This window comes from Curtobacterium sp. MCLR17_044 (genome assembly GCF_003234435.1).
In the GTDB taxonomy this organism is placed as follows: Bacteria; Actinomycetota; Actinomycetes; order Actinomycetales; family Microbacteriaceae; genus Curtobacterium; species Curtobacterium flaccumfaciens.
Genome location: NZ_QKTC01000010.1, coordinates 71,684 through 96,526 on the forward strand (window position 1 = coordinate 71,684; position 24,843 = coordinate 96,526).

The following is a 24,843-nucleotide window of genomic DNA, read 5'->3' on the forward strand; positions in this document are numbered from 1 at the left end:
TCAGCCGCGCGACCGCGGGACGAAGCCGATGCGGTCGTAGACGCGGGCCAGGGTCTCCTGCGCGATCGACTCGGCGCGGTCGGCGCCGACGGCGAGCAGCCGGTCGAGCTCCGCCGGGTCGTCGAGCAGTTCGAGGGTGCGGGCGCGGACCGGTTCGAGCTCGGCCACGACGGCGTCGGCGACCTCGCCCTTCAGGTCGCCGTAGCCCTTGCCGGCGAACGACTCCTCGAGCGCAGTGATCGAGGTGCCGGTGAACGCCGACAGGATCGACAGCAGGTTCGTCACACCGGGCTTCGTCTGGCGGTCGGCCCGGATCTCCCGCTCGGCGTCGGTGACGGCCGACTTGATCTTCTTCGCGGTGCGCTTCGGGTCGTCGAGCAGGCGGATGAGGCCGTTGTCCGACGCTGCGGACTTGCTCATCTTGCTGGTCGGGTCCTGCAGGTCGTAGATGCGCGCGGTCTCGGTCAGGATCCGTGCCTCGGGCGTGACGAAGGTGTCACCGAACCGCGAGTTGAAGCGCCCGGCCAGGTCGCGCGTGAGCTCGACGTGCTGTCGCTGGTCGTCCCCGACCGGCACGACCCTGGTGTCGTAGAGCAGGATGTCCGCGGCCATCAGGATCGGGTAGGTGAAGAGCCCGACCGACGCGGCCTCGGCGCCCTGGCGTGCCGACTTGTCCTTGAACTGGGTCATCCGGCTCGCCTCGCCGAAGCCGGTCAGGGTGTTCAGCACCCAGGCGAGCTCGGCGTGGGCGGGCACGTGCGACTGCACGAACAGCGTCGCCTTGGACGGGTCGATGCCCGACGCGATGTACTGCGCAGCGGTGGCCCGGGTGTTCGCGCGGAGCTCGGCCGGGTCCTGCGGCGAGGTGATGGCGTGCATGTCGACGACGCAGTAGATGGCCTCGTAGTCGTCGAGCAGGGTCCTCCACTGCATGAGCGCCCCGACGTAGTTGCCGAGGTGCAGCGATCCGGCGGACGGCTGGATGCCCGAGAAGATGCGGGTCTTGGTCATGGTGGTGCTCCGGTGCGTCAGGTGAAGCGAGAGAAGAGGGGTCAGAGTTCGTAGTCGACGACCACGGGGGCGTGGTCGGACCATCGCTGGTCGTACGCCGCGGCGCGGTCGACCGTGTACTCCGTGACCTTGGCGGCCAGGTCGGGCGTCGCCATCTGGTAGTCGATGCGCCAGCCGGTGTCGTTGTCGAAGGCCTGACCGCGCCACGACCACCACGTGTACGGGCCGTCGACGTCGCCGGCCTGGGCACGACCCACGTCGACCCATCCGAGGCCGGGGCCCGTGGAGCCGTCGGCGCCCTCGACCGGTTCGCCGTCGGCGCCGAAGAACCGCGAGAAGTAGGCGCGCTCGCGCGGCAGGAAGCCGGCTCGCTTGACGTTGCCCTTCCAGTTCTTGATGTCGCGCTCGTCGTGCCCGACGTTCAGGTCCCCGACGACGACGGCGAGCGGGTTGTGCGCCCGGAGTGCCGGCAGCCGCTCGGTCATGGCGTCGAGGAACTTCCACTTCTCGTCCTGCTTCGGGGTGTCGACCTCGCCCGAGTGCACGTAGGTGGAGACGACGGTGACGGTCGTCCCGCCGATCTCGTAGTCGGCCTCGAGCCAGCGGCCGGCCGAGTCGAAGTCGTCCGGGCCGAGCGCGACGCGGTGGATCTGGGCGGAGTGTCGGGATGCGATCGCGACGCCGGCCCGGCCCTTCGCGGTCGCCGGGTCGTGCACGATGTCCCACTCGTCGCCGAGCAGCGCCGCCAGGTCGTCGCTCGACGCGCGCACCTCCTGCAGGGCCAGCACGTCGACGTCGCGGGTGGCGAGCCAGTCGCCCATGCCCTTGCGGAAGGCGGCGCGGACGCCGTTCACGTTGACGGATGCGAGGCGCAGGCGTGTCATGCAGAACACCTTATCGGCGGGTGCCGACAGCCCTCGGTCGTACGATCTGCCCATGACCGTCGTGATGACCGTCGGCGAGCTGCTCGCCGCGTTCCGACCCGTGGCAGCGCAGATGCTCCGTCCGGACGAGTTCCGCTCCGCCCGCTTCTGGGTGAGCCCGCACGGGGACTGGGAACTCGACCACGAGGAGGACGAACTCATCGACGGCTCGATGAGCGTCGTCTGGAAGATCGGGGGCGAGACCCAGGGGACGAGGAGCCTCGTCGAGGACGTCGACGACCTGCCCGGACTCCTCCAGGACCTCGCCGACGACCTGCAGGACTTCATCGCCGAGAGCTCCTTCGCCTGGGGCGAGCTGCGCGCGATCCCGCCCATCGCGCCGTAGCGGCGACCGGACGACGGACGGGAGGCCCGTGGCTGCGCAGCCACGGGCCTCCCGTCCGTCTGGTGGTCGCGTGCAGGACGCGACCTGCGCGATCAGGCCGCGTCGTGGTCCGTCTTGAGGAACTCGACCAGGCTGTCGGCGGTGGTCTCGGCGTCGTCGCCCGAGACGGTGAGGGTGACCTCGTCGCCGTTCTCGATGCCGAGCCCGAGCAGGGCGAGGATGCTGCCGGCGTTCCCGGACTTGTCGCCCTTGGCGATCGTGACCTGGTGCCCCGACGCCGTCACGGTCTGGACGAAGAGGGATGCGGGGCGAGCGTGCAGGCCGGATGCGCTGGCGACGGTCACGGTGCGGGTGGCTTCGGACATCGATGTACTCCTGTCGATGGGTGGTTGGCTCATGCTAGCGAGCACTGGGTGGGCGGGGACGGGGCACGGTCAGGGTCGGCCGGGCCAGAAGACCTCGGTGCCGGCGGCCTCGACCTCGCGGACCAGGTCGAGGTTGACGGCGGGGTCGGTGATGATCGTGTCGATCGCGGCGAGCGGGGCGACGCGACCGAACTCCTCGCGGCCGAACTTGGTGTGGTCGGCGAGCAGGATGCTCCGTCGTGCGGACTTGATCATCGCGCTCTTCACGGCGGCCTCGGCCATGTTGTGGGTCGTCAGGCCGCGCTCCGGCGTGATGCCGTTGATGCTGATGAAGGCGACGTCGACGCTGACCATGCCGATGAGCTGGTGCGTCCAGGTGCCGACGCCGGCCAGGGAGTCGCTGCGGATGTTGCCGCCGAGCAGGTGCAGGTCGATGCCCGGGCGGTTCGCGACGGCGGTGGCGACGGGGAGCGAGTGCGTGACGACGGTCAGCCCGCGGTCGGTCGGCAGCAGCTCGGCCAGGCAGATGGTCGAGGTGCCGGCGTCGATCATGATCGAGCCGTTCTCGGGCAGTTCCGCCAGGGCGGCCTCGGCGATGACCATCTTCTCGGTCTGGTTGATGCCGCCGCGGTCCCCGACGCCGGGGTGCAGGGTGATGCGCTCGACGGGGATCGCGCCGCCGTGCGCGCGCCGGACGAGGCCGCGGCGCTCGAGGCTCGTCAGGTCGCGGCGGATGGTCTCGGGCGTGACGGCGAGCAGCTCGGCCAGGTCCTTGACGTCCACCCGGCCCTGCGCGCGCGCCTGCTCGACGATGCGCTGGTGGCGTTCTGGTGCGTACATCGGACCTCGTCGTCTCGGGTCGGAACGGAACGGACATGCTCGGGCACGACATCCGCGATGTCGTCCCGTGCGTTCGATCCGCCAGACGCAAACGGGCATCTGTTTCTGCATTTTTATCCCCGGATGTGTTTGTTTGTCAACGCGAAGCGGGGTAGTGTGCTGATCAGCCGCACGGGCGTGGTCTGTTCCCGTGTCGTGTGCACCGAACGATCCACCCCACCGCAAGCGCGTGTGAGATGAAGGAGTCTCGAATGTCCGAACTGCTCGGCACCGGCGTCGGCCGTGGCGTTGCCCACGGCCCCGTGCTCCGGATGGCTGACCCGCTCGGCGAACCGTCGAAGGACGCCCTGGTGGGCTCGGCGGACGACGCGAAGCAGGCCGTGCACGACGCACTGGCCGCCGTGGCGGACGACCTCAACAAGCGCGGACAGCTCGCCGGTGGCGACGCCCAGGCCGTGCTCGAGGCCCAGGCGCTCATGGCGCAGGACCCGACGCTCCTCGACGACGTGCACACCCGCATCGACGGTGGCACCAACGCCGAGCGTGCCGTGTACGAGGCGTTCGCCCAGTTCCGCGACCTGCTCGTCGGCATGGGCGGCTACATGGGGGAGCGCGCGGCCGACCTCGACGACGTCGCCCAGCGCATCATCGCCAAGCTCCGCGGCGTGCACGCCCCCGGCGTCCCCGAGTCGGACACCCCCTTCGTCCTCGTCGCCCGCGACCTCGCCCCGGCGGACACCGCGCTGCTCGACCTCGAGAAGGTCCTGGCGCTCGTCACCCGTGACGGCGGCCCGACCTCGCACACCGCGATCCTCGCCCGCGCCAAGGGCATCACCGCCATCGTCGGCGTGACCGGTGCCGACGACCTGACCGACGGTCAGTCCGTCGTCGTGGACGCCATCGCCGGCACGGTCGTCACCGACCCCGACGCCGCACTGGTCGCGGACGTCGAGCGCCGCATCGCCGACCGTCTCGCCGCCGCAGCGGCACCGCTCACCGCCGGTGCCCTCGCCGACGGTCACGTCGTGCCCCTGCTCGCGAACCTCGGCAGCCCCGCCGACGCCGCCGGCGCCGTTGCTCTCGGTGCGGAGGGCGTGGGGCTCTTCCGCACCGAGTTCCTCTTCCTCGACTCGCCGAAGGCCCCCACGGTCGACGAGCAGACGGAGTCGTACCGTCAGCTGCTCGCGGCGTTCCCCGGCAAGAAGGTCGTCGTGCGCGCGCTCGACGCCGGCGCCGACAAGCCCCTGCCGTTCCTCACCGACAAGGACGAGGAGAACCCGGCCCTCGGGCGCCGCGGTCTCCGTGCACTGCGGAACCACCCCGAGGTCCTGCGCGACCAGCTCACCGCGCTCGCCCAGGCCGACGCCGCGACCGAGGCCGACCTGTGGGTCATGGCCCCGATGGTCGCCGACGCCGAGGAGACCGAGTACTTCGTCACCCTGGCCCGCGAACTCGGCATCCGCACCGCGGGTGTCATGGCCGAGGTGCCGTCGCTCGCGCTGATGGCCGAGCAGGTGTTCCAGAACGCCGACTTCGTGTCGATCGGCACGAACGACCTGACCCAGTACACGATGGCCGCCGACCGCATGCTCGGCACCGTCGCGTCCTACCAGGACCCGTGGCACCCCGCCGTCCTGCGCCTCGTCGCGCAGCTCGGTTCCGCGGGCGCCACCGCCGGCAAGGCCGTCGGGATCTGCGGTGAGGCAGCAGCCGACCCGCTGCTCGCCGTCGTCCTGGTCGGTCTCGGTGCCACGACACTCTCCATGACCCCCGCGGCCCTGGCCGACGTGCGCGCCGAACTCGGTCGGTACACGCTCGAACAGGCCCGCGAGATGGCGACGGCGGCACTCGCCGCGAGCACGGCGGCGGCCGCGAAGTCCGCTGCCGCGTCCGCGGTGCACGCCGCCTGACCCACCACCCCCAGCACCACCCCTCCCAGCACCACGCAGCAGCTCCACCACACAGAAAGTCACCGCACATGACAACGTCGTCCGTTGCAGCGCCCGACGCACCCGCGAAGTCGCGGGGCGGCGCACGCGTCGCCGTTCAGAAGTTCGGCACGTTCCTCTCCGGCATGGTCATGCCCAACATCGCGATCTTCATCGCGTGGGGCATCATCACGGCCTTCTTCATCGAGACCGGGTGGACGCCCGTCGGCGTCCTCGGTGGGTTCGGTGAGACGGCCGGCGTCGCCAACCCCGGCCTCGTCGGCCCGATCCTGACCTACCTGATCCCGCTCGCGATCGCCATCCAGGGCGGCCGGATGATCTACGACACCCGCGGTGCCGTCGTCGGGTCGATCATGACCATGGGTGTGATCATCGGTGCCTCCGGCACCACGATGATCCTCGGCGCGATGATCTGTGGCCCGCTCGGTGCCTACCTGATCAAGCAGATCGACCGGATCTGGGACGGCAAGATCAAGCCCGGCTTCGAGATGCTCGTCAACAACTACGCAGCCGGGATCCTGGGCTTCGTCCTCGCGATGATCGGGTTCTTCTGGCTCGCGCCGCTGTTCAAGCTCATCGCCGAGGGCCTCGGCTCCGCGGTGGACTTCCTCGTGCAGCACTCGCTCCTGCCGCTCGCCAGCGTCATCATCGAGCCGGCGAAGGTGTTCTTCCTGAACAACGCCATCAACCACGGTGTGCTCGACCAGCTCGGTGCGGCGCAGGTCGCCGAGTCGGGCAAGTCGATCCTGTTCCTGCTCGAGGCGAACCCCGGCCCCGGCCTCGGTCTGCTGCTCGCCTTCACCTTCTTCGGTGTCGGCATCGCCCGCTCGACCGCTCCCGGCGCGATCATCATCCAGTTCTTCGGTGGCATCCACGAGATCTACTTCCCGTACGTGCTGCAGAAGCCGATCCTGTTCATCGCCGTCATCCTCGGCGGTGCCACGGGTGTCGCCACGAACGTCGCGTTCCAGTCCGGCCTCGTCGCCCCGGCGTCGCCCGGCTCGATCTTCGCGGTGCTCGGTGCCACGGAGCGCAACAGCTTCCTCGGCGTGATCCTGTCGGTCATCCTGTCCGCCGCGGTGTCGTTCGCGGTCTCGTCCTTCTTCCTCCTCGCCAGCCGCAAGCGCGACCTGGCGAACGGTGGCGGTGACATGAGCGCCGCCATGGCGAAGCTCCAGGCCAACAAGGGCCGCGACGTCAACTCGGCGACCGCCGGCCTGCTCGGCAACAACTCCCCGGCCAACGAGGAAGAGGCCGAGGCCTCCCTCGGCGGCGTGGGCTCGGCCAGCACGGCGACGGCGACGAAGGTCCAGAACCTGGTCTTCGCCTGCGACGCCGGCATGGGCTCGAGTGCGATGGGCGCCAGCGTCCTGCGCAACAAGATCAAGAAGGCGGGCATCGAAGGGGTCACGGTCTCCAACAAGGCGATCGCGAACCTGTCCGGTGACGAGGACCTGATCATCACGCAGGAAGAACTGACGGACCGCGCGAAGCAGAAGAACCCGAACGCGCAGCACGTGTCGGTCGGCAACTTCATGAACGCTCCGCAGTACGACCAGGTCGTCGAGCAGCTGAAGAACCAGTAACGCCACAACCAGTAACGAAGTGCAGTATCGGAGGGGACGGGGCTGACCCGTCCCCTCCATCTCGTCCTCAACACAAGGAGAACCCCCGATGCCCGTCCTGCAGGAGAGCCAGATCCGCATCCACACCGAGGACACCGCGCCGACCAAGTCGGAAGCGATGAAGGAGGCGGCCGAGATCCTCGAGGCTGCGGGCGCGGTCACGGCCGACTACTACCCGGCCATGCTCGAGCGTGAGAAGAGCGTGTCCACCTACATGGGCAACTTCCTCGCCATCCCGCACGGCACCAACGACGCGAAGGACGCCATCAAGTCGTCCGCCCTGTCGTTCATCCGCTACGCCAGCCCGATCGACTGGGACGGCAACCCCGTGCGCTTCGTCGTCGGCATCGCCGGCGTGAACAACGAGCACCTCGACATCCTGTCGAAGATCGCGATCGTGTTCTCCGACGAGGACGAGGTCCAGAAGCTCACCGACGCCGCCGACACCGCCGCGATCCTGTCGATCCTCGGCGAGGTCAACGAGTGAGCACCAGCACCGCCGTCCACTTCGGCGCCGGCAACATCGGCCGCGGCTTCGTCGGGCTCCTGCTCCACGAGGCCGGGTACGAGGTCGTCTTCGCCGACGTCGCCGCCCCGCTCATCGATGCCCTGGCCGCAGCCGACTCGTACACCGTGCACGAGGTCGGGGCCGGGGCCCAGGACCACGAGGTCACGAACTTCCGCGCACTGAACAGCGCACAGGACGAGGACGGCGTGGTCGCCGAGATCGCGACCGCAGCGATCGTGACGTGCGCCGTCGGCCCGAACGTCCTGAAGTTCATCGCCCCGGTCATCGCCCGTGCGCTCGTCGCCCGCGACGCGGACGCCGCACCGATCGCCGTCATGGCGTGCGAGAACGCCCTCAACGCCACCGACCGCCTGCGCGAGTTCATCGTCGCGGCCCTGCCCGAGGACGGCCGCGACGCCGCCCTGGCCAAGGCCGTCTTCGCGAACACCGCCGTCGACCGCATCGTGCCCGCGCAGCCCGAGGGCGGCGGACTCGACGTCACCGTGGAGACCTACTTCGAGTGGGCCATCGACCGCACGCCGTTCGGTGGGAACGAGCCGGAGATCCCCGGCGCGCACTACGTCGACGGCCTCGCGGCGTCGATCGAGCGCAAGCTCTTCACCGTCAACACCGGGCACGCCACCGTCGCGTACCACGGCTTCGTCGCCGGGGCCGACAAGATCTCGGACGCCATCGCGATCCCCGCCGTGCGCTCCGAGCTCGAGTCCGTGCTCGCCGAGACGAGTGACCTGCTCATCCGCCGGCACGAGCTCGACCCTGAGGTGCACCGCGCGTACGTGCAGGCGATCATCGGCCGGTTCGAGAACCCGCACCTGCCCGACACGGTGACCCGCGTCGGCCGCCAGCCGCTCCGCAAGCTGTCGCGCGACGAGCGGTTCGTCTCGCCCGCTGCCGCGCTGGCCGAGGACGGCACCGAGCCGACCGCGCTCCTCGACGCGATGGCCGCGGCGCTCCGCTTCGACGTCGCGGACGACGAGCAGAGCGTCGAACTGCAGGCGCTGTTGGCGTCGGACGCGTCCGACGCGGACGTCGCCACGCAGATCACCGGTCTCACCGCGGAGCACCCGCTGCACGCCGCGTTCACCGAGCGGATCCGGTCCGCGCGCGCCTGACGACGTCAGCACCGACGAACGGGAGGCCCGTCACCAGCTGGTGACGGGCCTCCCGTCCGTTCCGCGGTCGCGACGCGTACCGTCGCCCGCATGACGAAGCACTGGGTGGCCCCACGGTTCGGCGGCAGCGAAGTCCTGGAGTACGTCGAGGCGGAGGTGCCGGTACCCGGCCCCGGCGAGGTCACCATCACCGTCCGCGCCGCCGGCATGAACCCCGCAGACACCAAGCACACCCGCCAGGGCGGCCCCGCGGACCTGCCCATCGCCGTCGGCTACGAGGTCGCCGGCGTCCTGTCCGCCGTCGGCCCCGACACCGAGATCGCGTCGGGTGGTGGAACGGTCGGCGACGAGGTCCTCGCGTTCCGCGTCATCGGCGGCTGGGCCGAGTCGGTCACGGTGCCTGCGGTCGACGTCTTCGCGAAGCCCGCTTCGCTCGGCTTCCCGGAGGCCGCCAACCTGCTCCTCGCCGGCTCGACTGCCGCCGACATGCTCCGCGTCACCCGCGCCGAGGGGCGCGACACCGTCCTGGTGCACGGCGCCTCGGGCGCGGTCGGCGTCAGCCTGCTCCAGCAGCTGCGGCTGCTCGGCACCCGCGTCATCGGCACCGCGTCGGAGCGTGGTGCGGACGTCGTGCGACGCTTCGGTGGCGAGTGGGTCGCGTACGGCGACGGCCTGGAGGCGCGTGTCCGTGATCTCGCACCCTCCGGCATCGACGTGGCACTGGACTGCGTCGGTACCGACGAGGCCGTCGACGTCTCGCTCGCGTTGGTCGCGGACCGGTCACGGATCGTGACGATCGCCGCGCAGGCGCGGGCCGCATCGGACGGCATCGCCGCGGTGGGCGGCGCGCAGCCGGCGAGCAAGGCCTTCCGTGACTCGGTGCGGCAGCGGCTCATCGATCTGGCTGGTGCCGGACAGCTCGAGGTACCTGTGGCGCGGACCTTCCCGCTGGCGGAGGCGAAGGCGGCGGCGGAGCTGCTGGAGTCCGGGCACCCCGGGGGCAAGCTCGCGCTCCTGCCCTGACAGCATCGTCGCGCCAGGTCCTCGGTCGGGTCAGGTGTCGTCCGGGCGGATGACGCTCACCGGGGCGGGGGAGTGCCACACTCTGTGTGGACCGACAGCCGCGCCGGAAGGAACCGACCGATGAGCGACCAGTACCCGCCCCGTGACCCGTACGGCCAGCAGCAGGGCCCGTACGGACAGCAACCGTGGGGGCAGCAGCCTCCGGGGCAGTACGGTCAGCCCGGTCCGGGTCGGCCGAGTGGTGGGAGGTCCGAGCCGCCGCTCTGGGCACCCTGGTACGGCATCCCCTTCCCGCAGGCGTTCTTGCGCTTCTGGAAGAAGTACGTGCGCTTCGACGGTCGGGCCAGTCAGTCGGAGTACTGGTTCTGGGCGCTCTGGTACCTGATCGGTTCGGCTGCCGCCGGCATCATCGGGAGCGGGTTCGACGTGCTGCCGTTCGTCGACGACGGTTCGGACGGACTCGGCAGTCTCTGGAGCCTGGCCTGCGCACTCGGCTTCATCGCGTTGACCGTGCGACGGCTGCACGACGTCAACCTCAGTGGCCTGCTCGCCCTGTTGTTCATCATCCCGCCGATCGGCATCCTGTTCTCGTTGATCATCGGCCTGATGTCGTCGAACCCGCAGGGGCAGCAGTACGACCGTCCGATGCAGGGGTGACGCGCGGAACCGGTTCTGACCGCCGCTCAGGAGTTCTGGTTGACTCAGACGCGAACATCAGCCAACACTCGAGGGGGACCACGTGAGCGACCAGTACCCGCAGGATCCGAACAACCAGCCGAACGCCCAGTTCGGCGGCGCACCGCAGTACGGCGGCGCACCGCAGTACGGCCAGCAGCCGGCGACCGGACCGAACGGCGAACCGCCGCTCTGGGCACCGTGGTACGGGATCTCGTTCGGCAAGGCCGTCGGCCGCTTCTTCAAGAAGTACGCCACGTTCAGCGGTCGTGCCAGCCGGAGCGAGTTCTGGTGGTGGTACCTCGCCAACGCGATCGTCGGCATCGTCCTCGGCATCCTGTACGCCATCGGTTTCGCGACCTCCGAGCGCTCGACCGTGTCGATGTCGTCCTCGACGTCGACCAGCGTCCAGTCCACCGTCACCGAGCCGTCCGCACTCTTCGTCATCTCGGGCATCCTGTTCCTGCTCTGGGGACTCGCGATCATCATCCCGACGCTCGCCCTCGGCTGGCGCCGCCTGCACGACGCGAACCTGACGGGCGCGCTGTGGATCATCGCGATCTTCGTCGGCATCGTCGGCATCGTGTTCGGCCTGCTGCCCTCGAACCCGCAGGGCGCGCGCTTTGACCGTCCGCAGGGCGCCCGATGACCGAGAGCACGCAGCAGTGGGCGCCCCCGCAGCAGCCCGGTCAGCAGACCGACGCCGCAGGGACGCCGCCGCGATGGGCACCGTGGTACGGGATCTCGTTCCCGAAGGCAGTTGCGCGCTTCTTCGCGAAGTACGCCATGTTCAGCGGCCGTGCGAGCCGGAGTGAGTTCTGGTGGTGGTTCCTGGCGAACACGATCGTCACCGGGGCACTCGTGGCCATCGGGACGGTCATCCGCCTCACCACGCTCAACAGCCGGACCGTCGACTACTACGGCAACGAGATCACCGTCGTCGACCCGGTCCCGCCGGTCTTCTGGGTCGTGCTCGTCCTGCTGGCGCTCTGGGGTCTCGCGACCCTGGTGCCGTCGCTCGCCCTCGGCTGGCGGCGCCTGCACGACGCGAACCTGTCCGGGGCGCTCTGGATCATCGCGCTGTTCGTCGGCGTCGTCGGCATCGTCTTCGGGTTGCTGCCGTCGAACTCGCAGGGCGCGCGGTACGACCGGCCCGGGGTCGGTCGATGAGCAACGACGGGACGCCGCAGTGGGGTCAGCCGGGTGGCGGTCAGCCTCAGGGGCAGCCGGGCTCCGGTGACCAGCCTGCTCACGGGCAGCCGGGCGCCGGCGAGCCGCCTCTCTACGGGCGGCAGCCCGGCTACGGCGAGCAGCCTGGGTACGGGCAGCAGCCTGGGTACGGGCAGCAGCCTGGGTACGGGCAGCAGCCTGGTTACGGGCAGCAGCCTGGTTACGGGCAGCAGCCTGGTTACGGGCAGCAGCCCGGCTACGGACAGCAGCCGTACCAGCAGTACGCCCAGCCGTACGTCGGTGGGTACCCGCAGCTGGCGGAGCCGATACCGGTCGGCCCGGACGGCGTTCCGCCGCTGTGGGCCCCCTGGTACGGCATCGGGTTCCTCGACGCCTTCCTCCGGTTCTTCAAGAAGTACGCCCGCTTCGACGGTCGTGCCGGTCGCAGTGAGTACTGGTACTGGTTCCTGGCCAACGCCATCGTCACGATCGTGCTCTACGGGGGCTTCATCGCCCTGCTGATCGCCACCAGCCCGTCCACCACCGTCGTGGACGACTACGGGTACTCGCGCGACGTGTCGGGGGCGCCTTCACCGTTCGCCTTCGTGCTGCTCGGGCTCTTCGGACTGTGGTGGCTCGCCACCCTCGTGCCGAACCTGGCACTCGCGTGGCGCCGACTCCACGACGCGAACCTGCCGGGCCCGCTCTGGCTCGTGTCGCTCATCGCGAGCCCCGCAGCCATCGTGTTCGGCTGCCTGCCGTCGAACCCGGCCGGTGCGCGGTACGACCGCCCCGACCTGCGATAGCTCCACGAACGAGAACAGCCCGCCCCACGCATCGAGCGCGGGGCGGACTGTTCGTGTAACGGTGGGGTCAGACGACCCGGAGGCGGACGAGCGCGCCGTCGACCACCAGGTCACGCACGGTGGCCGACGGGTCGGCGATCTGGAAGCGCAGGGCGCCGCCCGGCTGCTCGAACCACGGCTGGACGAAGCGGACGTTCACCAGGAACGGCCGGTCGACGACGTAGCGGTGGGTCTCCGGCGAGGAGGTCACGTGCGGGGGCAGTGACCGGCTGGGCAGCGGGGTGTCGAGCGGGTGCAGCAGGTAGCCGTCCGGGCCCCCGATGCGGTCGACGGGGACACCGGCCGGGATCTGGATGGTCAGCCCCTGCTCGCCGGCCTGTGCGACCTGCTGCGCGAGCTGCGGGTAGGTCGACGCTGCGCGGTCGCGGAGCCCCTCGAGCTCATGACGGGGGATGTCGCGCGGCTCCGGGAACGGACGGTTCAGGAAGCGGCGCAGCATCTCGACCGCGTCGTCCTCGCCCGTGGCCTGCGCGAGACGACGAGCCGTTCCGTAGTCGACGACCTCGAGCGCGTAGCCGGAAGCGTCGGTCTGGACGATGCGGAGCGCCCCCTCGACCGGCGGTTCGTGCAGGGTCTCGCCGGGGAGCTGCACGTACCGGGTCGTGTAGCCGAGCTGGTCGAGGATGGGGCGGGTGTCCGCGAACGTCATGGTCGGGAGCCTATCGGTCGACGTGGTGCTGGGCCTTGGACGGAGCCGGGACTACGCGCGGCCGCGCATGATCGCCTGCTTGACCTCGGAGATCGCCTTCGTCACCTGGATGCCACGGGGGCACGCGTCGGTGCAGTTGAAGGTCGTGCGGCAGCGCCAGACGCCTTCCTTGTCGTTGAGGATGTCGAGACGGACGTTCGCGGCGTCGTCGCGGGAGTCGAAGATGAACCGGTGTGCGTTCACGATCGCAGCGGGGCCGAAGTACTGCCCGTCGGTCCAGAACACCGGGCAGGACGACGTGCACGCGGCGCAGAGGATGCACTTCGTGGTGTCGTCGAAGCGGGCGCGGTCGGCGACGGACTGCACACGCTCCTTGCCGGGCGTCGGGGCCGACGAGGACTGCAGGAACGGCTGCACCTCGCGGTAGCTCTGGAAGAAGGGCTCCATGTCGACGACGAGGTCCTTCTCGAGCGGCAGTCCCTTGATCGCCTCGACGTAGATCGGCTTCGAGACGTCGAGGTCCTTGATCAGGGTCTTGCACGCCAGGCGGTTGCGACCGTTGATGCGCATCGCGTCGGAACCACACACGCCGTGCGCGCACGAGCGGCGGAAGGTCAGGGACCCGTCCTGCTCCCACTTGATCTTGTGCAGGGCGTCGAGGATGCGGTCGGTCGGCAGCATCATGACGTCGAAGTCCTGCCAGCGCGGCTCGTCGTCGACGTCGGGGTCGAAGCGACGGACGATGACCGTGACGGAGAAGGATCCGGGAGGGGCGTCCTGCACGGTGTCGGTGCGGGGTGCTTCGGAGACCAGGGTGTCGGTCATCTCAGTACTTCCTCTCCATCGGCTGGTACCGCGTGATGACGACGGGCTTCCAGTCGAGCGTGATGTGGTCGTCGGCGAGTGACGAGTGCGGGTCGCCCGTCAGGTACGCCATGGTGTGCTGCATGTAGTTCTCGTCGTCGCGCTTCGGGTAGTCGTCGCGCATGTGGCCGCCGCGGCTCTCCTTGCGGTTGCGCGCGGAGTAGACGACGACCTCGGCCAGGTCGAGCAGGAACCCGAGCTCGACGGCCTCGAGCAGGTCGGTGTTGAACCGCTTGCCCTTGTCCTGCACGGAGACCTGCATGAAGCGGTTGCGGAGCGTGTGCAGCGTCTCGGTGACGCGGGCGAGCGACTCGTCCGTGCGGAACACCTGGGCGTTCTTGTCCATCTCCTCCTGCAGTTCCTTGCGGAGGGCGGAGACGCGCTCGGTGCCGGTCGAGGCACGGAGCTGGTCGAGCATGCCGCGGACGCCGGCCGCCGGGTCTTCTGGCAGGGGGAGGAACTCGGCGGTCTGGACCCACTCAGCGGCGTTGTTGCCCGAGCGCTTGCCGAACACGTTGATGTCGAGCAGCGAGTTGGTGCCGAGGCGGTTGGAGCCGTGCACGGAGACGCAGGCGCACTCGCCGGCGGCGTACAGGCCGGGGACGACGGTGGTGTTGTCGTACAGGACCTCGGCCTTGACGTTCGTCGGGATCCCGCCCATCGCGTAGTGCGCGGTCGGCATGACGGGCACCGGCTCGACGACCGGGTCGACGCCGAGGTACGTGCGGGCGAACTCGGTGATGTCCGGCAGCTTCGTCTCGAGGACCTCGGCGCCCAGGTGCGTGCAGTCGAGCAGCACGTAGTCCTTGTTCGGACCGGCGCCGCGACCTTCGGCCACTTCCTGCACCATGCAGCGCGCGACGATGTCACGCGGTGCGAGGTCCTTGATGGTGGGGGCGTACCGCTCCATGAAGCGCTCACCCGAGGCGTTCCGGAGGATCGCGCCCTCGCCGCGGGCACCCTCGGTCAGCAGGATGCCGAGCCCGGCGAGCCCGGTCGGGTGGAACTGGAAGAACTCCATGTCCTCGAGCGGCAGGCCCTTGCGCCAGACGATGCCGACGCCGTCGCCGGTCAGGGTGTGCGCGTTCGAGGTGGTCTTGTACATCTTGCCGAAGCCGCCGGTCGCGAAGATCATCGCCTTGGCGTGGAAGACGTGCAGCTCACCGGTCGCGAGCTCGAACGCGACGACGCCGGCCGGCTGCTGGCGGGTGACACCGTCGTCACCGACGACGTCGACCATGATGAGGTCGAGCGCGTAGAACTCGTTGTAGAACTCGACGCCGAGCTTCACGCAGTTCTGGAACAGCGTCTGCAGGATCATGTGCCCGGTGCGGTCGGCGGCGTAGCAGGCCCGGCGGACCGGGGACTTGCCGTGGTCGCGGGTGTGCCCACCGAATCGGCGCTGGTCGATCTTGCCCTCGGGCGTGCGGTTGAACGGCAGGCCCATGTTCTCGAGGTCGATGACGGCGTCGATCGCCTCTTTCGCGAGGATCTCGGCGGCGTCCTGGTCGACCAGGTAGTCGCCGCCCTTGATCGTGTCGAAGGTGTGCCACTCCCACGAGTCCTCTTCGACGTTCGCGAGGGCCGCGGCCATCCCGCCCTGCGCCGCACCGGTGTGCGACCGCGTGGGGTAGAGCTTCGAGATGACGGCCGTCTTCGCCTTCGGGCCGGCTTCGATCGCGGCTCGCATGCCCGCGCCTCCGGCGCCGATGATGACGATGTCGAACTGGTGGTGGTGGACGGTGGTCTCGGTCACAGGGGTCTTTCCGTAGACGGTGGGAACGCGGGCAGCAACGGTGGTGGTGCTACTGCGCCGGGCAGAAGGACGGCAGGTCGGCGGCAGCGGCGCCGGCGGGGCACGGGTCGAAGGTCCAGCAGACGAGGAGCCCGAGGACGATCAGCACGACGCAGGCGGCCAGGATCGCGACGAGGAGCGTCTTCCGGATGCCCGGCTTCGACACGTAGTCGTTGACGATCGTGCGCATGCCGTTCGAGCCGTGGATGAGCGCGAGGACCAGCATGAGCGAGTCCCAGACCTGCCAGAAGGGGTTGGCCCACTTGCCGGCGACGAAGGCGAAGTCGATCTGCTTGACGCCCTCGCCGGCCACCATGTTGACGAAGAGGTGGCCGAAGATCAGCACGACGAGCAGCACGCCCGAGGCGCGCATGTAGATCCAGCCCCACTTCTCCCAGTTGGTGGTGCTGCGGGCGGCTGCGGCCGAGCGGGGAGGTTCGACGATCTGTGTGGTCATCTTCGTGCCCCTCAGTTGAAGTCCGCGACGAGGTTCATGAGCTGGCGGGGCAGGAAGCCCGCGATCGCCACCGCCCACAGGACCATGACGATCCAGAACATGGCCCGCTGGTACTTCGGGCCCTTCGACCAGAAGTCGATCAGGATGATCCGCAGGCCGTTGAAGGCGTGGAACACGATGGCCATGACGAGCGCGATCTCGCCGAGGTTCATGATCGGTGTCTTGTACGTGCCGATGACCGCGTTGTACGCCTCTGGGGAGAGCCGCACGAGCGCCGTGTCGAGGATGTGCACGAGCAGGAAGAAGTAGATCGCGACGCCGGTGATGCGGTGGAGGACCCACGACCACATCCCGATCGATCCGCGGTAGAGCGTGCCCTGTGGCGTCCGAGAAGCCCGCGGGGCTTCGATCGAGACGTCGGGCACCGCGGTCGCCGTACCCCCGCCGGTGTGCTCAGCCATGAGCTCGTCCTTCCATAGGACGGGCTCGCCCGATCGGCGAGCCCTTGCCGTTCGTGTTCGTGTGGAACACGACCCATCCTATGCGCGGGCGCTGACCTTCTCGTCCCGACCTGCCCGGAGGCCCCGTCCGACGGGCGGCGCGCCGATGGTGCGGGCCGTGTCGTGGTGGTCGAGGAGCTGGTCGCCGACGGCCTCCCAGGTGGTGCCCTCGACACGGAGCCGACCGGCGGAACCCATCCGCTCCGCCAGCGCGCGGTCGTGGTGCAGCCGCAGGACCGCGTGCCGCAGGGCCTGCGGCACATCGGCGTCGTAGAGCTCGCCGTCGAGCCCCGGGGCGACCAGGTCGAGCGGGCCGCCGGACGCCGGTGCGATCACCGGCAGGCCGGAGGCGTGGGCCTCCTGCAGGGTCTGTCCGAAGGTCTCGGCCGGACCGGTGTGCACGAACAAGTCGAGCGACGCGTACGCGTCGGCGAGTGCGTCGCCGCGCAGGGGGCCAGTGAAGGTGACGTCGAGGTGCCGGAGCCGACGTTCGAGCATCGCCCGCGACGGACCCCCTCCGGCCACGACGACCCGGATGCCGGGGACGCCGCCGAGTTCGGCGAGCCGCTCGACCTCCTTCTCCGGGGCCAGGCGTCCGACGTACCCGACGATGGTCTCGCCGTTCGGGGCCAGGCGGCGGCGGAGTGCCCGCACGTGTCCGGTCGACCGGCGCGCGGGGTGGAACAGCTCGGTGTCGACGCCGCGACCCCATCGGGCGACGCGGGGCACGCCCTCCTCGGCGAGCATCGCGGCCGTCGCGCTCGACGGGGCGAGCGTCAGCGAGGCGCCGGCGTGGATGCGTCCGAGGATCTTCCGCACCAACGGGACGGTCGCGGTCAGGCCGTTGCGGCGGGCGAACCCGGCCACGTCGGTCTGGAAGACGGCGACGGAGGGGATGCCGAGCCTCCCGGCTGCCGTGATCGCGCGCCCACCCAGCAGGAACGGACTGGCGGCGTGGAGCACGTCGGCGCCGGAGGCGGCGAGGATCGTGTCGAGCACCGGGTGGGGGAGGGCCACCGGGAACTGGCGGTAGGCGACGGCGGGGATGCGGTGGACGTCGAAGGAGCGGTAGCGCTCGACGGCGCTGCGCGACCGGAACTGCGCCAGGCCGGGGGTGTCCGGGGCGATCACGACCGCGCGGTGACCCCGTCGTTCCAGGTGGTCGAGGACCGCCAGGACACTGGTGGTCACGCCGTTGAGGGTGGGCAGGAAGCTCTCGGTCACGACGGCGACGGTCCGGGGGGACGTGCCGCGCTCCACGCTGCGTGCGCTCATGGTGCTGCCCATGCTCCGGGCGTGACGTGACCCGGCGGGGCCGACGACGTGAACGGGACGCGCGCGCCGGGTGAACAACGCGACGGCCGACGCTGCGGGAGCCCGCATGCGGGAATCGTGCGGAGACCACCCAGGATCCGCCCGGTGGGACCGGTACGGTGAGCGCGTGGCTGACGCTCTCGAAGACTTCTACGCGATCATCCCCGCAGGGGGCATCGGATCGCGCCTGTGGCCGTTGTCGCGCGCGGACGCACCCAAGTTCCTGCACGACCTGACGGGTTCCGGCACCTCGCTGCTGCGGCAGACCTGGGACCGCCTGGCGCCGCTCGCCGGCGACCAGCGGATCATGGTCGTCACCGGCCGTGCGCACCGGGTCGCGGTGGAGTCGCAGCTGCCCGGCGTCGAGGACCACAACGTGGTGCTCGAGAGCGAACCGAAGGACTCCACGGCGGCCATCGGCCTGGCCGCGGCGATCCTGGTGCGCCGCGAGCCCGATGTCGTCATCGGCTCGTTCGCCGCCGACCACGTCATCGGTGACGCCCGCGGTTTCCGCCGCTCGGTCCGCGAAGCCGTCGCCGTCGCCCGTGCCGGCTACGTCACCACCATCGGCATCACCCCGACGGAACCCGCGATCGGCTTCGGCTACATCAACGCCGACACCGCCGGGCTCGACATCGAGGGTGCTCCGACCGCACACGCGGTGAAGTCATTCGTCGAGAAGCCGGACCTCGACACCGCCCGCTCGTACGTCGAGCAGGGCAACTACCTCTGGAACGCCGGCATGTTCATCGCGCGCGCCGACGTGCTGCTCGCCGAGATCGGCCGGACGAAGCCCGAGCTGCTGGCGGGCATCAACGAACTCGCCGACGCCTGGGACACCTCGGCCCGCGGCGCCGTCGTCGACGCCGTGTGGCCGATGCTCGAGAAGATCGCGATCGACTACACGGTCGCCGAGCCCGCCGCCGCTGCCGGACGCATGGCGGTCGTCCCCGGTGACTTCGACTGGGACGACGTGGGCGACTTCGCCTCGCTCGCCAAGCTGCAGTCCGGCGGCCGGCCGAACAACCTCGCCGTGCTCGGGGACGGCGCCCGCATCCTGGCGGACTCGTCGAGCGGCATCGTGATCTCGCACAGCCAGCGGCTCATCTCGCTCATCGGCGTCGAGGACATCGTCGTCGTGGACACCCCGGACGCGCTGCTCGTCACCACCAGTGCGAACGCGCAGCGGGTCAAGGGCGTCGTGGATGCCCTGAAGATCAGCGGCCGCGGCGACGTCCTGTAGCGCTCCATCGACAAACCCCTCGAACTGGGGGTGAATGAGTGGCCCCGCGTTACGGGCGCGTTTCGGCGGGGTCGCGATCCCGTAACCGATCCGCAGGACCCCCGCAACGGGTCCTGTACCGACCCGACGGTCGTGTACTGTCGCCACGATCGCCCGGAACGCACGTGGTCCGGGCACGCTCCCCGGAGGAACCAACCCGTGACATCTCGTACCCGACAGGTCGTCCTCAGCGGCCTCGCGCTCGCCGGCACCGTCGCCGTCCTGGCCGGCTGCGCCTCGGCGCCGTCCACCACCGACTCGGCGAAGAAGACCGACTTCCGCCCCTGCATGGTCTCCGACGCCGGTGGGTTCGACGACAAGTCGTTCAACCAGCTCGGCTACGAGGGCATGAAGGACGCCGCCAAGGACCTCGGTGCCACCTACAAGGAGGCCGAGTCGAAGGACGCCACCGTCTACGACTCGAACATCGAGCAGCTCATCGGCCAGAACTGCAACCTCGTCGTGACCGTCGGCTTCAACCTGGCCGACGCCACGAAGAAGCAGGCCGCTGCGAACCCCGACACCGACTTCGCGATCATCGACGACAACTCGATCGACGCGAAGAACGTCAAGCCGATCACGTTCGACACCTCGCAGGCGGCGTTCCTCGCCGGCTACGCGGCGGCGTCCTACTCGAAGACCGGCGTCGTCGGCACCTTCGGTGGCATGCAGATCCCGACCGTCACCATCTTCATGGACGGCTTCGCGGACGGCGTGAAGTACTACAACGAGCAGAAGGACAAGGACGTCAAGGTCGTCGGCTGGAACGTCGACACCGGCAAGGGTTCCTTCACCGGTGGCTTCGAGGCCGGCACGCAGGCCAAGTCGGTCGCGCAGACGCTCCTCGACCAGGACGCCGACGTGATCCTGCCCGTGGGTGGCCCGATCTACCAGTCCGCTGCCGAGGCCATCAAGGACGCCGACAACGGCTCCGTCCTGATCGGTGCGGACAGCGACCTCTACGAGGCCGACCCCCGCTACAAGGACATCGCCTTCACCTCGGTCGAGAAGGGCATGCGCCCGGCCGTGAAGGACGTCGTCGAGCAGGCGGCTGACGACAAGTTCTCGAAGGACCCGTACGTGGGCACCCTCGAGAACGACGGCGTCGGCATCGCGCCGTTCCACGACTTCGAGTCCAAGGTCGACAAGGGCCTGCAGGGCGAGCTCGACGACGTGAAGGCCGGCATCATCGACGGCTCGATCAAGGTCAAGACCCAGTCCTGACCCGGTGAACGCGGGCGGGGGAGCATCCCTCGCCCGCGTTCTCGTGCGCCCGGGTGGCGCACACCACATCGTGCATCCGCGGGCTGCACGCGACACCGTGCGCCCGCGTGGCGCGCGCGAGACAGAAATAGACTCCCGAACATGAAGCTCGAACTCCGCGGCATCACCAAGCGGTTCGGCGCCCTGGTCGCCAACGACCACATCTCGCTCACCGTCGAGCCGGGTGAGGTCCACTGCCTCCTGGGTGAGAACGGCGCCGGCAAGTCCACCCTGATGAACGTCCTGTACGGCCTGTACGACGCCGACGAGGGCGAGATCCTGCTCGACGACGTGGTGCAGGACTTCGACGGCCCCGGTGACGCCATGCGCGCCGGCATCGGCATGGTGCACCAGCACTTCATGCTCGTGCCCGTGTTCACCGTCGCCGAGAACGTCATGCTGGGGCAGGAGCAGACCACCTTCGGCGGGCGGCTCGACCTGGCCGGTGCCCGCAAGCGCGTGCAGGAGATCTCCGACCGCTTCGGGTTCGACGTCGACCCCGACGCCAAGGTCGAAGACCTGCCCGTCGGTGTGCAGCAGCGCGTCGAGATCATCAAGGCGCTGTCCCGCGACGCCTCCGTGCTGGTGTTCGACGAGCCGACGGCCGTCCTCACCCCGCAGGAGACCGACGAGCTGATGGGCATCATGCGCCAGCTCCGCGAAGCCGGCACCGCGATCGTCTTCATCACCCACAAGCTCCGCGAGGTACGCGAGGTCGCCGACCGCATCACGGTCATCCGTCTCGGCAAGGTCGTCGGCGAGGCATCGCCGACCGCCACGAACAACGAGTTGGCCGCGCTGATGGTCGGCCGTGCCGTCTCGCTCGTGGTCGACAAGGCTCCTGCGACCGGTGGCGCCGACGCCCTGGTCGTCGAGAACCTGACCGTGACCGACCCGTCCGGCATCGTGCTCGTCGACGACGTCTCCTTCACGGTGCGCCGCGGCGAGGTCCTGGCGATCGCCGGGGTGCAGGGCAACGGGCAGACCGAGCTCACCGAGGCGATCATCGGCCTCGAGCCCGCCCACGCCGGCCGCATCACCCTCGACGGCAAGGAACTCACCGGGCGGAGCGTCAAGCAGGTGCTCGACGCCGGCGTCGGCTTCGTCCCCGAGGACCGCAAGGAGGACGGCCTGGTCGGTGAGTTCACGATCGCCGAGAACCTGATGCTCGACCGGGCCGACCACGCCGAGTTCGTCCGCGCCGGCACGATCCGCTCGGCCGAGCGCGACGCCTTCGCCGACGAGAAGATCGCCGAGTTCGACATCCGGACGCCGGGCCGCACCACCGCGGCCGGTCGGCTCTCCGGTGGCAACCAGCAGAAGATCGTCCTGGCGCGCGAACTGAGCCGTGAGCTGCGGCTGTTCGTCGCCGCGCAGCCCACCCGCGGCATCGACGTCGGCTCGATCGAGTTCGTCCACAAGCGCATCGTCGCCACCCGGGACACCGGTGTGCCGGTCATCGTCGTCTCCACCGAGCTCGACGAGGTCGTGGCCCTGGCCGACCGGATCGCCGTGATGTACCGCGGCGGCATCGTCGGCATCGTCCCCGCGACCACCCCCCGTGACGTCCTCGGCCTCATGATGGCCGGGGAACTCCCCGAAGGAACGGAGCTGGCCGCGTGACCGCGCAGGAACCAGACAACACGCAGCAGCCGACCCCGGCTGCGCACGGCACCGCGGACGCCCCGCTCACCGACGACCGTCTGCAGGAGGTCGAGTCGACCCCGCACCTGATGACGGACTCGGCAGAGGACACCGAGCGCCGCAACGGTGCCGGTGGCGACCGCTGGCACGCCGCCCTGCAGGGGATCCTGAACGGCTCCGTGCTCGTCACGGTGCTCGCCGTCGTCCTCGCGCTGGTCGCGTGCGGCATCCTCATCGCGGTGACGGACGAGAACGTCCGTGCCACGGCCGGCTACTTCTTCGCCCGCCCCACCGACATGCTCCAGGCGATCGGCACCGCGGTCGGCGGCGCCTACGCCTCGCTGTTCCAGGGCTCGGTGTTCAACTTCGGCGCGGACTCCTTCCAGCAGGCGATCGGGCCGCTCACGCGCTCCGTCGACTACTCGGTGCCGCTCATCGCCGCCGGGCTCGGGATCGCGCTGTCCTTCCGCGCCGGACTGTTCAACATCGGCGGCCAGGGCCAGATCCTGCTGGGCGCCGCTGCCGCCGGGTGGGTCGGGTTCTCGTTCGACGGGCCCGCCGCGATCCACATCCCGCTCACGATCCTCGCCGGCATCGTCGGCGGCGCGGTCTGGGGCGGCATCGTCGGGGTGCTCAAGGCCCGGACGGGTGCGAACGAGGTGGTCGTCACGATCATGCTCAACTACGTCGCGCTCTACCTGGTCAGCTACCTGCTCCGCACCCCGGGCCTGCTGCAGGCCCCGGGCAGCAGCAACCCGATCTCGCCCGCCACGAAGGACAGCGCGCTCCTGCCGCAGCTCTTCGGTGTGCGGTACGGCGTGGACCTCGGGTTCATCGTCGCGATCATCGCGGTCGTCGTCGTCTGGTGGCTCGTCAACAAGTCGTCGCTCGGCTTCCGGTTCCGCACCATCGGTGAGAACCCCCGTGCCGCCCGCGTGGCCGGCATGAGCGTCCCGTCGCTGACCATCTGGGTCATGGTCATCTCCGGTGCCCTGGTCGGCATCGCCGGCGCCTACCAGGTGCAGGGCGCCGTCACCACGGGCTTCACCTCGGGCATCGACGCCGGCATCGGCTTCGACGCCATCACCGTGGCACTGCTCGGCCGTTCGAAGCCGTGGGGCGTGTTCTGGGCGGCGATCCTGTTCGGCGTCCTGAAGAACGGTGGCTACGCCATGCAGGCCGCCAACGGCATCCCGATCGACATCGTCGGCGTCATCCAGGCCCTCATCGTCCTCTTCATCGCGGCGCCGCCGCTCGTCCGCGCGATCTTCCGGATCCCGCAGCCGGGTGCACGCAAGCGCACGAAGACGAGCAAGAACAGCAAGAAGGCGGTCGCCGCATGAGCACCCTCAGCCCCACCGCGGCCGCGCCGCGCATGCCCCTGGACGACCGCCCGGTCGAGACGACCCGCAGCTGGAAGCTCCCGATCGGGTACGGCGTGTTCACGCTGCTCGCGCTCGTGCTGTTCGGCTTCGGACACCGCCCCGGAACGGCGACGCTCCGCCTGGCGTCGAAGGGCGACTTCTTCGCGCTGCCGAACCTCCCGCTGCCGGCGACGGCCACCGGGATCGTCGTCACCGTGCTGCTCGCGCTCGCCACGGTGTACGCGATCGTCGAGACCCGTGCCTCGCGACGTGTGCCGCTCTGGGTGACCTCGGTGTTCGCGATCGTCTTCGTGGTCGGTTTCCTCGCATGGGCGGTCGCTGGCGACTCGATCACCATCCCCGGCATGCTCTTCGGTGCGCTCGGCCTCGCGGTCCCGCTCGTCTTCGGTGCACTCGGCGGCGTCATCTCCGAGCGGGTCGGCGTGGTGAACATCGCGATCGAGGGTCAGTTCCTCGCCGGTGCGTTCACCTCGGCGCTCATCGCCTCACTCACCGGGTCGCCCTGGGTCGGCCTCGTCGGTGCCCTCGTCGCGGGTGTGCTCGTGTCGTTCGTCCTCGCGGCGTTCAGCATCAAGTACCTGGTCGACCAGGTCATCGTCGGTGTCGTCATCAACGCCTTCATCTCGGGCCTGACCGGCTTCCTGTACTCGCAGGTGCTGTCCCCGAACCAGCAGACGCTCAACATCGGCATCCGGTTCCCGAAGTTCGAGGTCCCGGTGCTCCACCAGATCCCGATCATCGGACCGATCTTCTTCGAGCAGTCGGTCGTCGTCTACCTGGCCTACGTCGCCGTCGCGGTCGTCACCTTCGGCCTGTTCAAGACCCGTTGGGGTCTGCGACTCCGCGCCGTCGGCGAGCACCCGCAGGCCGCCGACACAGTGGGCATCAACGTCACGAGCACCCGGTTCTGGAACGTCTCGCTCGCCGGTGCGATCGCGGGCCTCGGCGGTGCGTACTTCACGCTCGACGCCACCGGCGGGTTCACGAAGGACATGACCGCGGGCGCGGGCTACATCGCCCTGGCCGCCGTGATCTTCGGCCGCTGGGACCCGATCAAGGCCACGCTCGCCGCCCTGCTGTTCGGCTTCGCGTCGAACCTGCAGAACACGCTCAGCGCGGTCGGCTCGCCCGTGCCGAGCGAGTTCCTGCTGATGCTGCCGTACGTGGTGACGATCTTCGCCGTGGCCGGCCTGGTCGGGCAGTCGCGCGGCCCCGCCGCGTCCGGCAAGCCATACATCAAGAGCTGACGGCCTGGA

At 69.7% G+C, this 24,843-nt stretch carries 25 protein-coding genes; 15 read left to right on the forward strand and 10 right to left on the reverse strand.

The window, feature by feature from the left end; all coding sequences use genetic code 11:
• A complete protein-coding gene (gene trpS, locus DEJ04_RS08765; protein ID WP_111046830.1) occupies window positions 1-1,011 on the reverse strand; it encodes a tryptophan--tRNA ligase in 1,011 nt (336 codons plus the stop codon).
• A 41-nt stretch (window positions 1,012-1,052) separates the two neighbouring features.
• Entirely contained in the window at window positions 1,053-1,895 is an 843-nt protein-coding gene (locus tag DEJ04_RS08770; RefSeq protein WP_071406392.1) for an exodeoxyribonuclease III, read from the reverse strand.
• A gap of 52 nt (window positions 1,896-1,947) precedes the next feature.
• Here DEJ04_RS08770 and DEJ04_RS08775 point away from each other — a divergent pair, with 52 nt between their 5' ends.
• Complete coding sequence (locus tag DEJ04_RS08775; protein WP_111046831.1) at window positions 1,948-2,280, forward strand: hypothetical protein; 333 nt, start codon at window positions 1,948-1,950, stop codon at window positions 2,278-2,280.
• Window positions 2,281-2,372: 92 nt separating this feature from the next.
• Here the strand turns inward: DEJ04_RS08775 and DEJ04_RS08780 are convergent, their stop codons facing one another.
• Both DEJ04_RS08780 and DEJ04_RS08785 read right to left on the reverse strand, forming a co-directional pair.
• Entirely contained in the window at window positions 2,373-2,645 is a 273-nt protein-coding gene (locus tag DEJ04_RS08780; RefSeq protein WP_022905912.1) for an HPr family phosphocarrier protein, read from the reverse strand.
• 69 nt (window positions 2,646-2,714) lie between these two features.
• Window positions 2,715-3,485 carry a DeoR/GlpR family DNA-binding transcription regulator gene (locus tag DEJ04_RS08785; RefSeq protein WP_027466423.1) on the reverse strand — a complete coding sequence of 257 codons (771 nt, stop codon included), beginning with the start codon at window positions 3,483-3,485 and terminating at the stop codon, window positions 2,715-2,717.
• 251 nt (window positions 3,486-3,736) lie between these two features.
• Here DEJ04_RS08785 and ptsP point away from each other — a divergent pair, with 251 nt between their 5' ends.
• The 9 genes from ptsP to DEJ04_RS18805 all read left to right on the forward strand — a co-directional run bounded on the left by ptsP (window position 3,737) and on the right by DEJ04_RS18805 (window position 12,374).
• Entirely contained in the window at window positions 3,737-5,395 is a 1,659-nt protein-coding gene (gene ptsP, locus DEJ04_RS08790; RefSeq protein ID WP_111046832.1) for a phosphoenolpyruvate--protein phosphotransferase, read from the forward strand.
• 68 nt (window positions 5,396-5,463) lie between these two features.
• The gene (locus DEJ04_RS08795; protein WP_071406396.1) at window positions 5,464-7,020 is read left to right on the forward strand and encodes a PTS mannitol transporter subunit IICB; all 1,557 of its coding nucleotides are present in this window, start codon (window positions 5,464-5,466) and stop codon (window positions 7,018-7,020) included.
• Window positions 7,021-7,108: 88 nt separating this feature from the next.
• Window positions 7,109-7,546 (forward strand): PTS sugar transporter subunit IIA, encoded by a 438-nt coding sequence (locus DEJ04_RS08800; RefSeq protein ID WP_071244331.1) that lies wholly within the window; start codon window positions 7,109-7,111, stop codon window positions 7,544-7,546.
• Window positions 7,543-8,700 (forward strand): mannitol-1-phosphate 5-dehydrogenase, encoded by a 1,158-nt coding sequence (locus DEJ04_RS08805; protein WP_111046833.1) that lies wholly within the window; start codon window positions 7,543-7,545, stop codon window positions 8,698-8,700. The genes DEJ04_RS08800 and DEJ04_RS08805 overlap by 4 nt, the downstream gene beginning before the upstream one ends.
• Before the next feature lie 90 nt (window positions 8,701-8,790).
• Window positions 8,791-9,723, forward strand: a complete 933-nt coding sequence (locus DEJ04_RS08810) for an NADP-dependent oxidoreductase (protein ID WP_111046834.1) — start codon at window positions 8,791-8,793, stop codon at window positions 9,721-9,723.
• 120 nt (window positions 9,724-9,843) lie between these two features.
• Complete coding sequence (locus tag DEJ04_RS08815) at window positions 9,844-10,380, forward strand: DUF805 domain-containing protein (protein WP_111046835.1); 537 nt, start codon at window positions 9,844-9,846, stop codon at window positions 10,378-10,380.
• A gap of 82 nt (window positions 10,381-10,462) precedes the next feature.
• Window positions 10,463-11,047 (forward strand): DUF805 domain-containing protein, encoded by a 585-nt coding sequence (locus DEJ04_RS08820; RefSeq protein ID WP_111046836.1) that lies wholly within the window; start codon window positions 10,463-10,465, stop codon window positions 11,045-11,047.
• Entirely contained in the window at window positions 11,044-11,568 is a 525-nt protein-coding gene (locus DEJ04_RS08825) for a DUF805 domain-containing protein (protein ID WP_111046837.1), read from the forward strand. The genes DEJ04_RS08820 and DEJ04_RS08825 overlap by 4 nt, the downstream gene beginning before the upstream one ends.
• Window positions 11,565-12,374, forward strand: a complete 810-nt coding sequence (locus DEJ04_RS18805; RefSeq protein ID WP_111046838.1) for a DUF805 domain-containing protein — start codon at window positions 11,565-11,567, stop codon at window positions 12,372-12,374. Before DEJ04_RS08825 ends, DEJ04_RS18805 begins: the two co-directional genes overlap by 4 nt.
• Window positions 12,375-12,441: 67 nt before the next feature.
• Here the strand turns inward: DEJ04_RS18805 and DEJ04_RS08835 are convergent, their stop codons facing one another.
• From DEJ04_RS08835 to DEJ04_RS08860, 6 genes are all read right to left on the reverse strand, one after another.
• Entirely contained in the window at window positions 12,442-13,083 is a 642-nt protein-coding gene (locus tag DEJ04_RS08835) for a TNT domain-containing protein (protein WP_071244287.1), read from the reverse strand.
• Window positions 13,084-13,134: 51 nt separating this feature from the next.
• Window positions 13,135-13,908, reverse strand: coding sequence for a succinate dehydrogenase iron-sulfur subunit (locus DEJ04_RS08840; protein ID WP_017888736.1), 774 nt, complete (start codon window positions 13,906-13,908; stop codon window positions 13,135-13,137).
• A 1-nt stretch (window position 13,909) separates the two neighbouring features.
• The gene (gene sdhA / locus DEJ04_RS08845; protein WP_027466445.1) at window positions 13,910-15,703 is read right to left on the reverse strand and encodes a succinate dehydrogenase flavoprotein subunit; all 1,794 of its coding nucleotides are present in this window, start codon (window positions 15,701-15,703) and stop codon (window positions 13,910-13,912) included.
• 49 nt (window positions 15,704-15,752) lie between these two features.
• Window positions 15,753-16,199, reverse strand: coding sequence for a succinate dehydrogenase, hydrophobic membrane anchor protein (gene sdhD / locus DEJ04_RS08850; protein ID WP_027466446.1), 447 nt, complete (start codon window positions 16,197-16,199; stop codon window positions 15,753-15,755).
• An 11-nt stretch (window positions 16,200-16,210) separates the two neighbouring features.
• Window positions 16,211-16,660, reverse strand: a complete 450-nt coding sequence (gene sdhC / locus DEJ04_RS08855; protein ID WP_017888739.1) for a succinate dehydrogenase, cytochrome b556 subunit — start codon at window positions 16,658-16,660, stop codon at window positions 16,211-16,213.
• A 78-nt stretch (window positions 16,661-16,738) separates the two neighbouring features.
• Window positions 16,739-17,974, reverse strand: a complete 1,236-nt coding sequence (locus DEJ04_RS08860; RefSeq protein WP_246551950.1) for a glycosyltransferase family 1 protein — start codon at window positions 17,972-17,974, stop codon at window positions 16,739-16,741.
• 166 nt (window positions 17,975-18,140) lie between these two features.
• Here DEJ04_RS08860 and DEJ04_RS08865 point away from each other — a divergent pair, with 166 nt between their 5' ends.
• From DEJ04_RS08865 to DEJ04_RS08885, 5 genes are all read left to right on the forward strand, one after another.
• Entirely contained in the window at window positions 18,141-19,256 is a 1,116-nt protein-coding gene (locus DEJ04_RS08865) for a mannose-1-phosphate guanylyltransferase (protein ID WP_027466449.1), read from the forward strand.
• A 198-nt stretch (window positions 19,257-19,454) separates the two neighbouring features.
• Complete coding sequence (locus DEJ04_RS08870) at window positions 19,455-20,519, forward strand: BMP family protein (protein WP_027466452.1); 1,065 nt, start codon at window positions 19,455-19,457, stop codon at window positions 20,517-20,519.
• Between the two features lie 141 nt (window positions 20,520-20,660).
• Window positions 20,661-22,181: an ABC transporter ATP-binding protein gene (locus DEJ04_RS08875; RefSeq protein ID WP_111046840.1), complete on the forward strand. Its 1,521-nt coding sequence runs from the start codon at window positions 20,661-20,663 to the stop codon at window positions 22,179-22,181.
• Complete coding sequence (locus tag DEJ04_RS08880; RefSeq protein WP_181437774.1) at window positions 22,178-23,545, forward strand: ABC transporter permease; 1,368 nt, start codon at window positions 22,178-22,180, stop codon at window positions 23,543-23,545. Before DEJ04_RS08875 ends, DEJ04_RS08880 begins: the two co-directional genes overlap by 4 nt.
• Window positions 23,542-24,834: an ABC transporter permease gene (locus DEJ04_RS08885; protein WP_084741425.1), complete on the forward strand. Its 1,293-nt coding sequence runs from the start codon at window positions 23,542-23,544 to the stop codon at window positions 24,832-24,834. Before DEJ04_RS08880 ends, DEJ04_RS08885 begins: the two co-directional genes overlap by 4 nt.
• The last annotated feature ends 9 nt before the right edge of the window (window positions 24,835-24,843 follow it).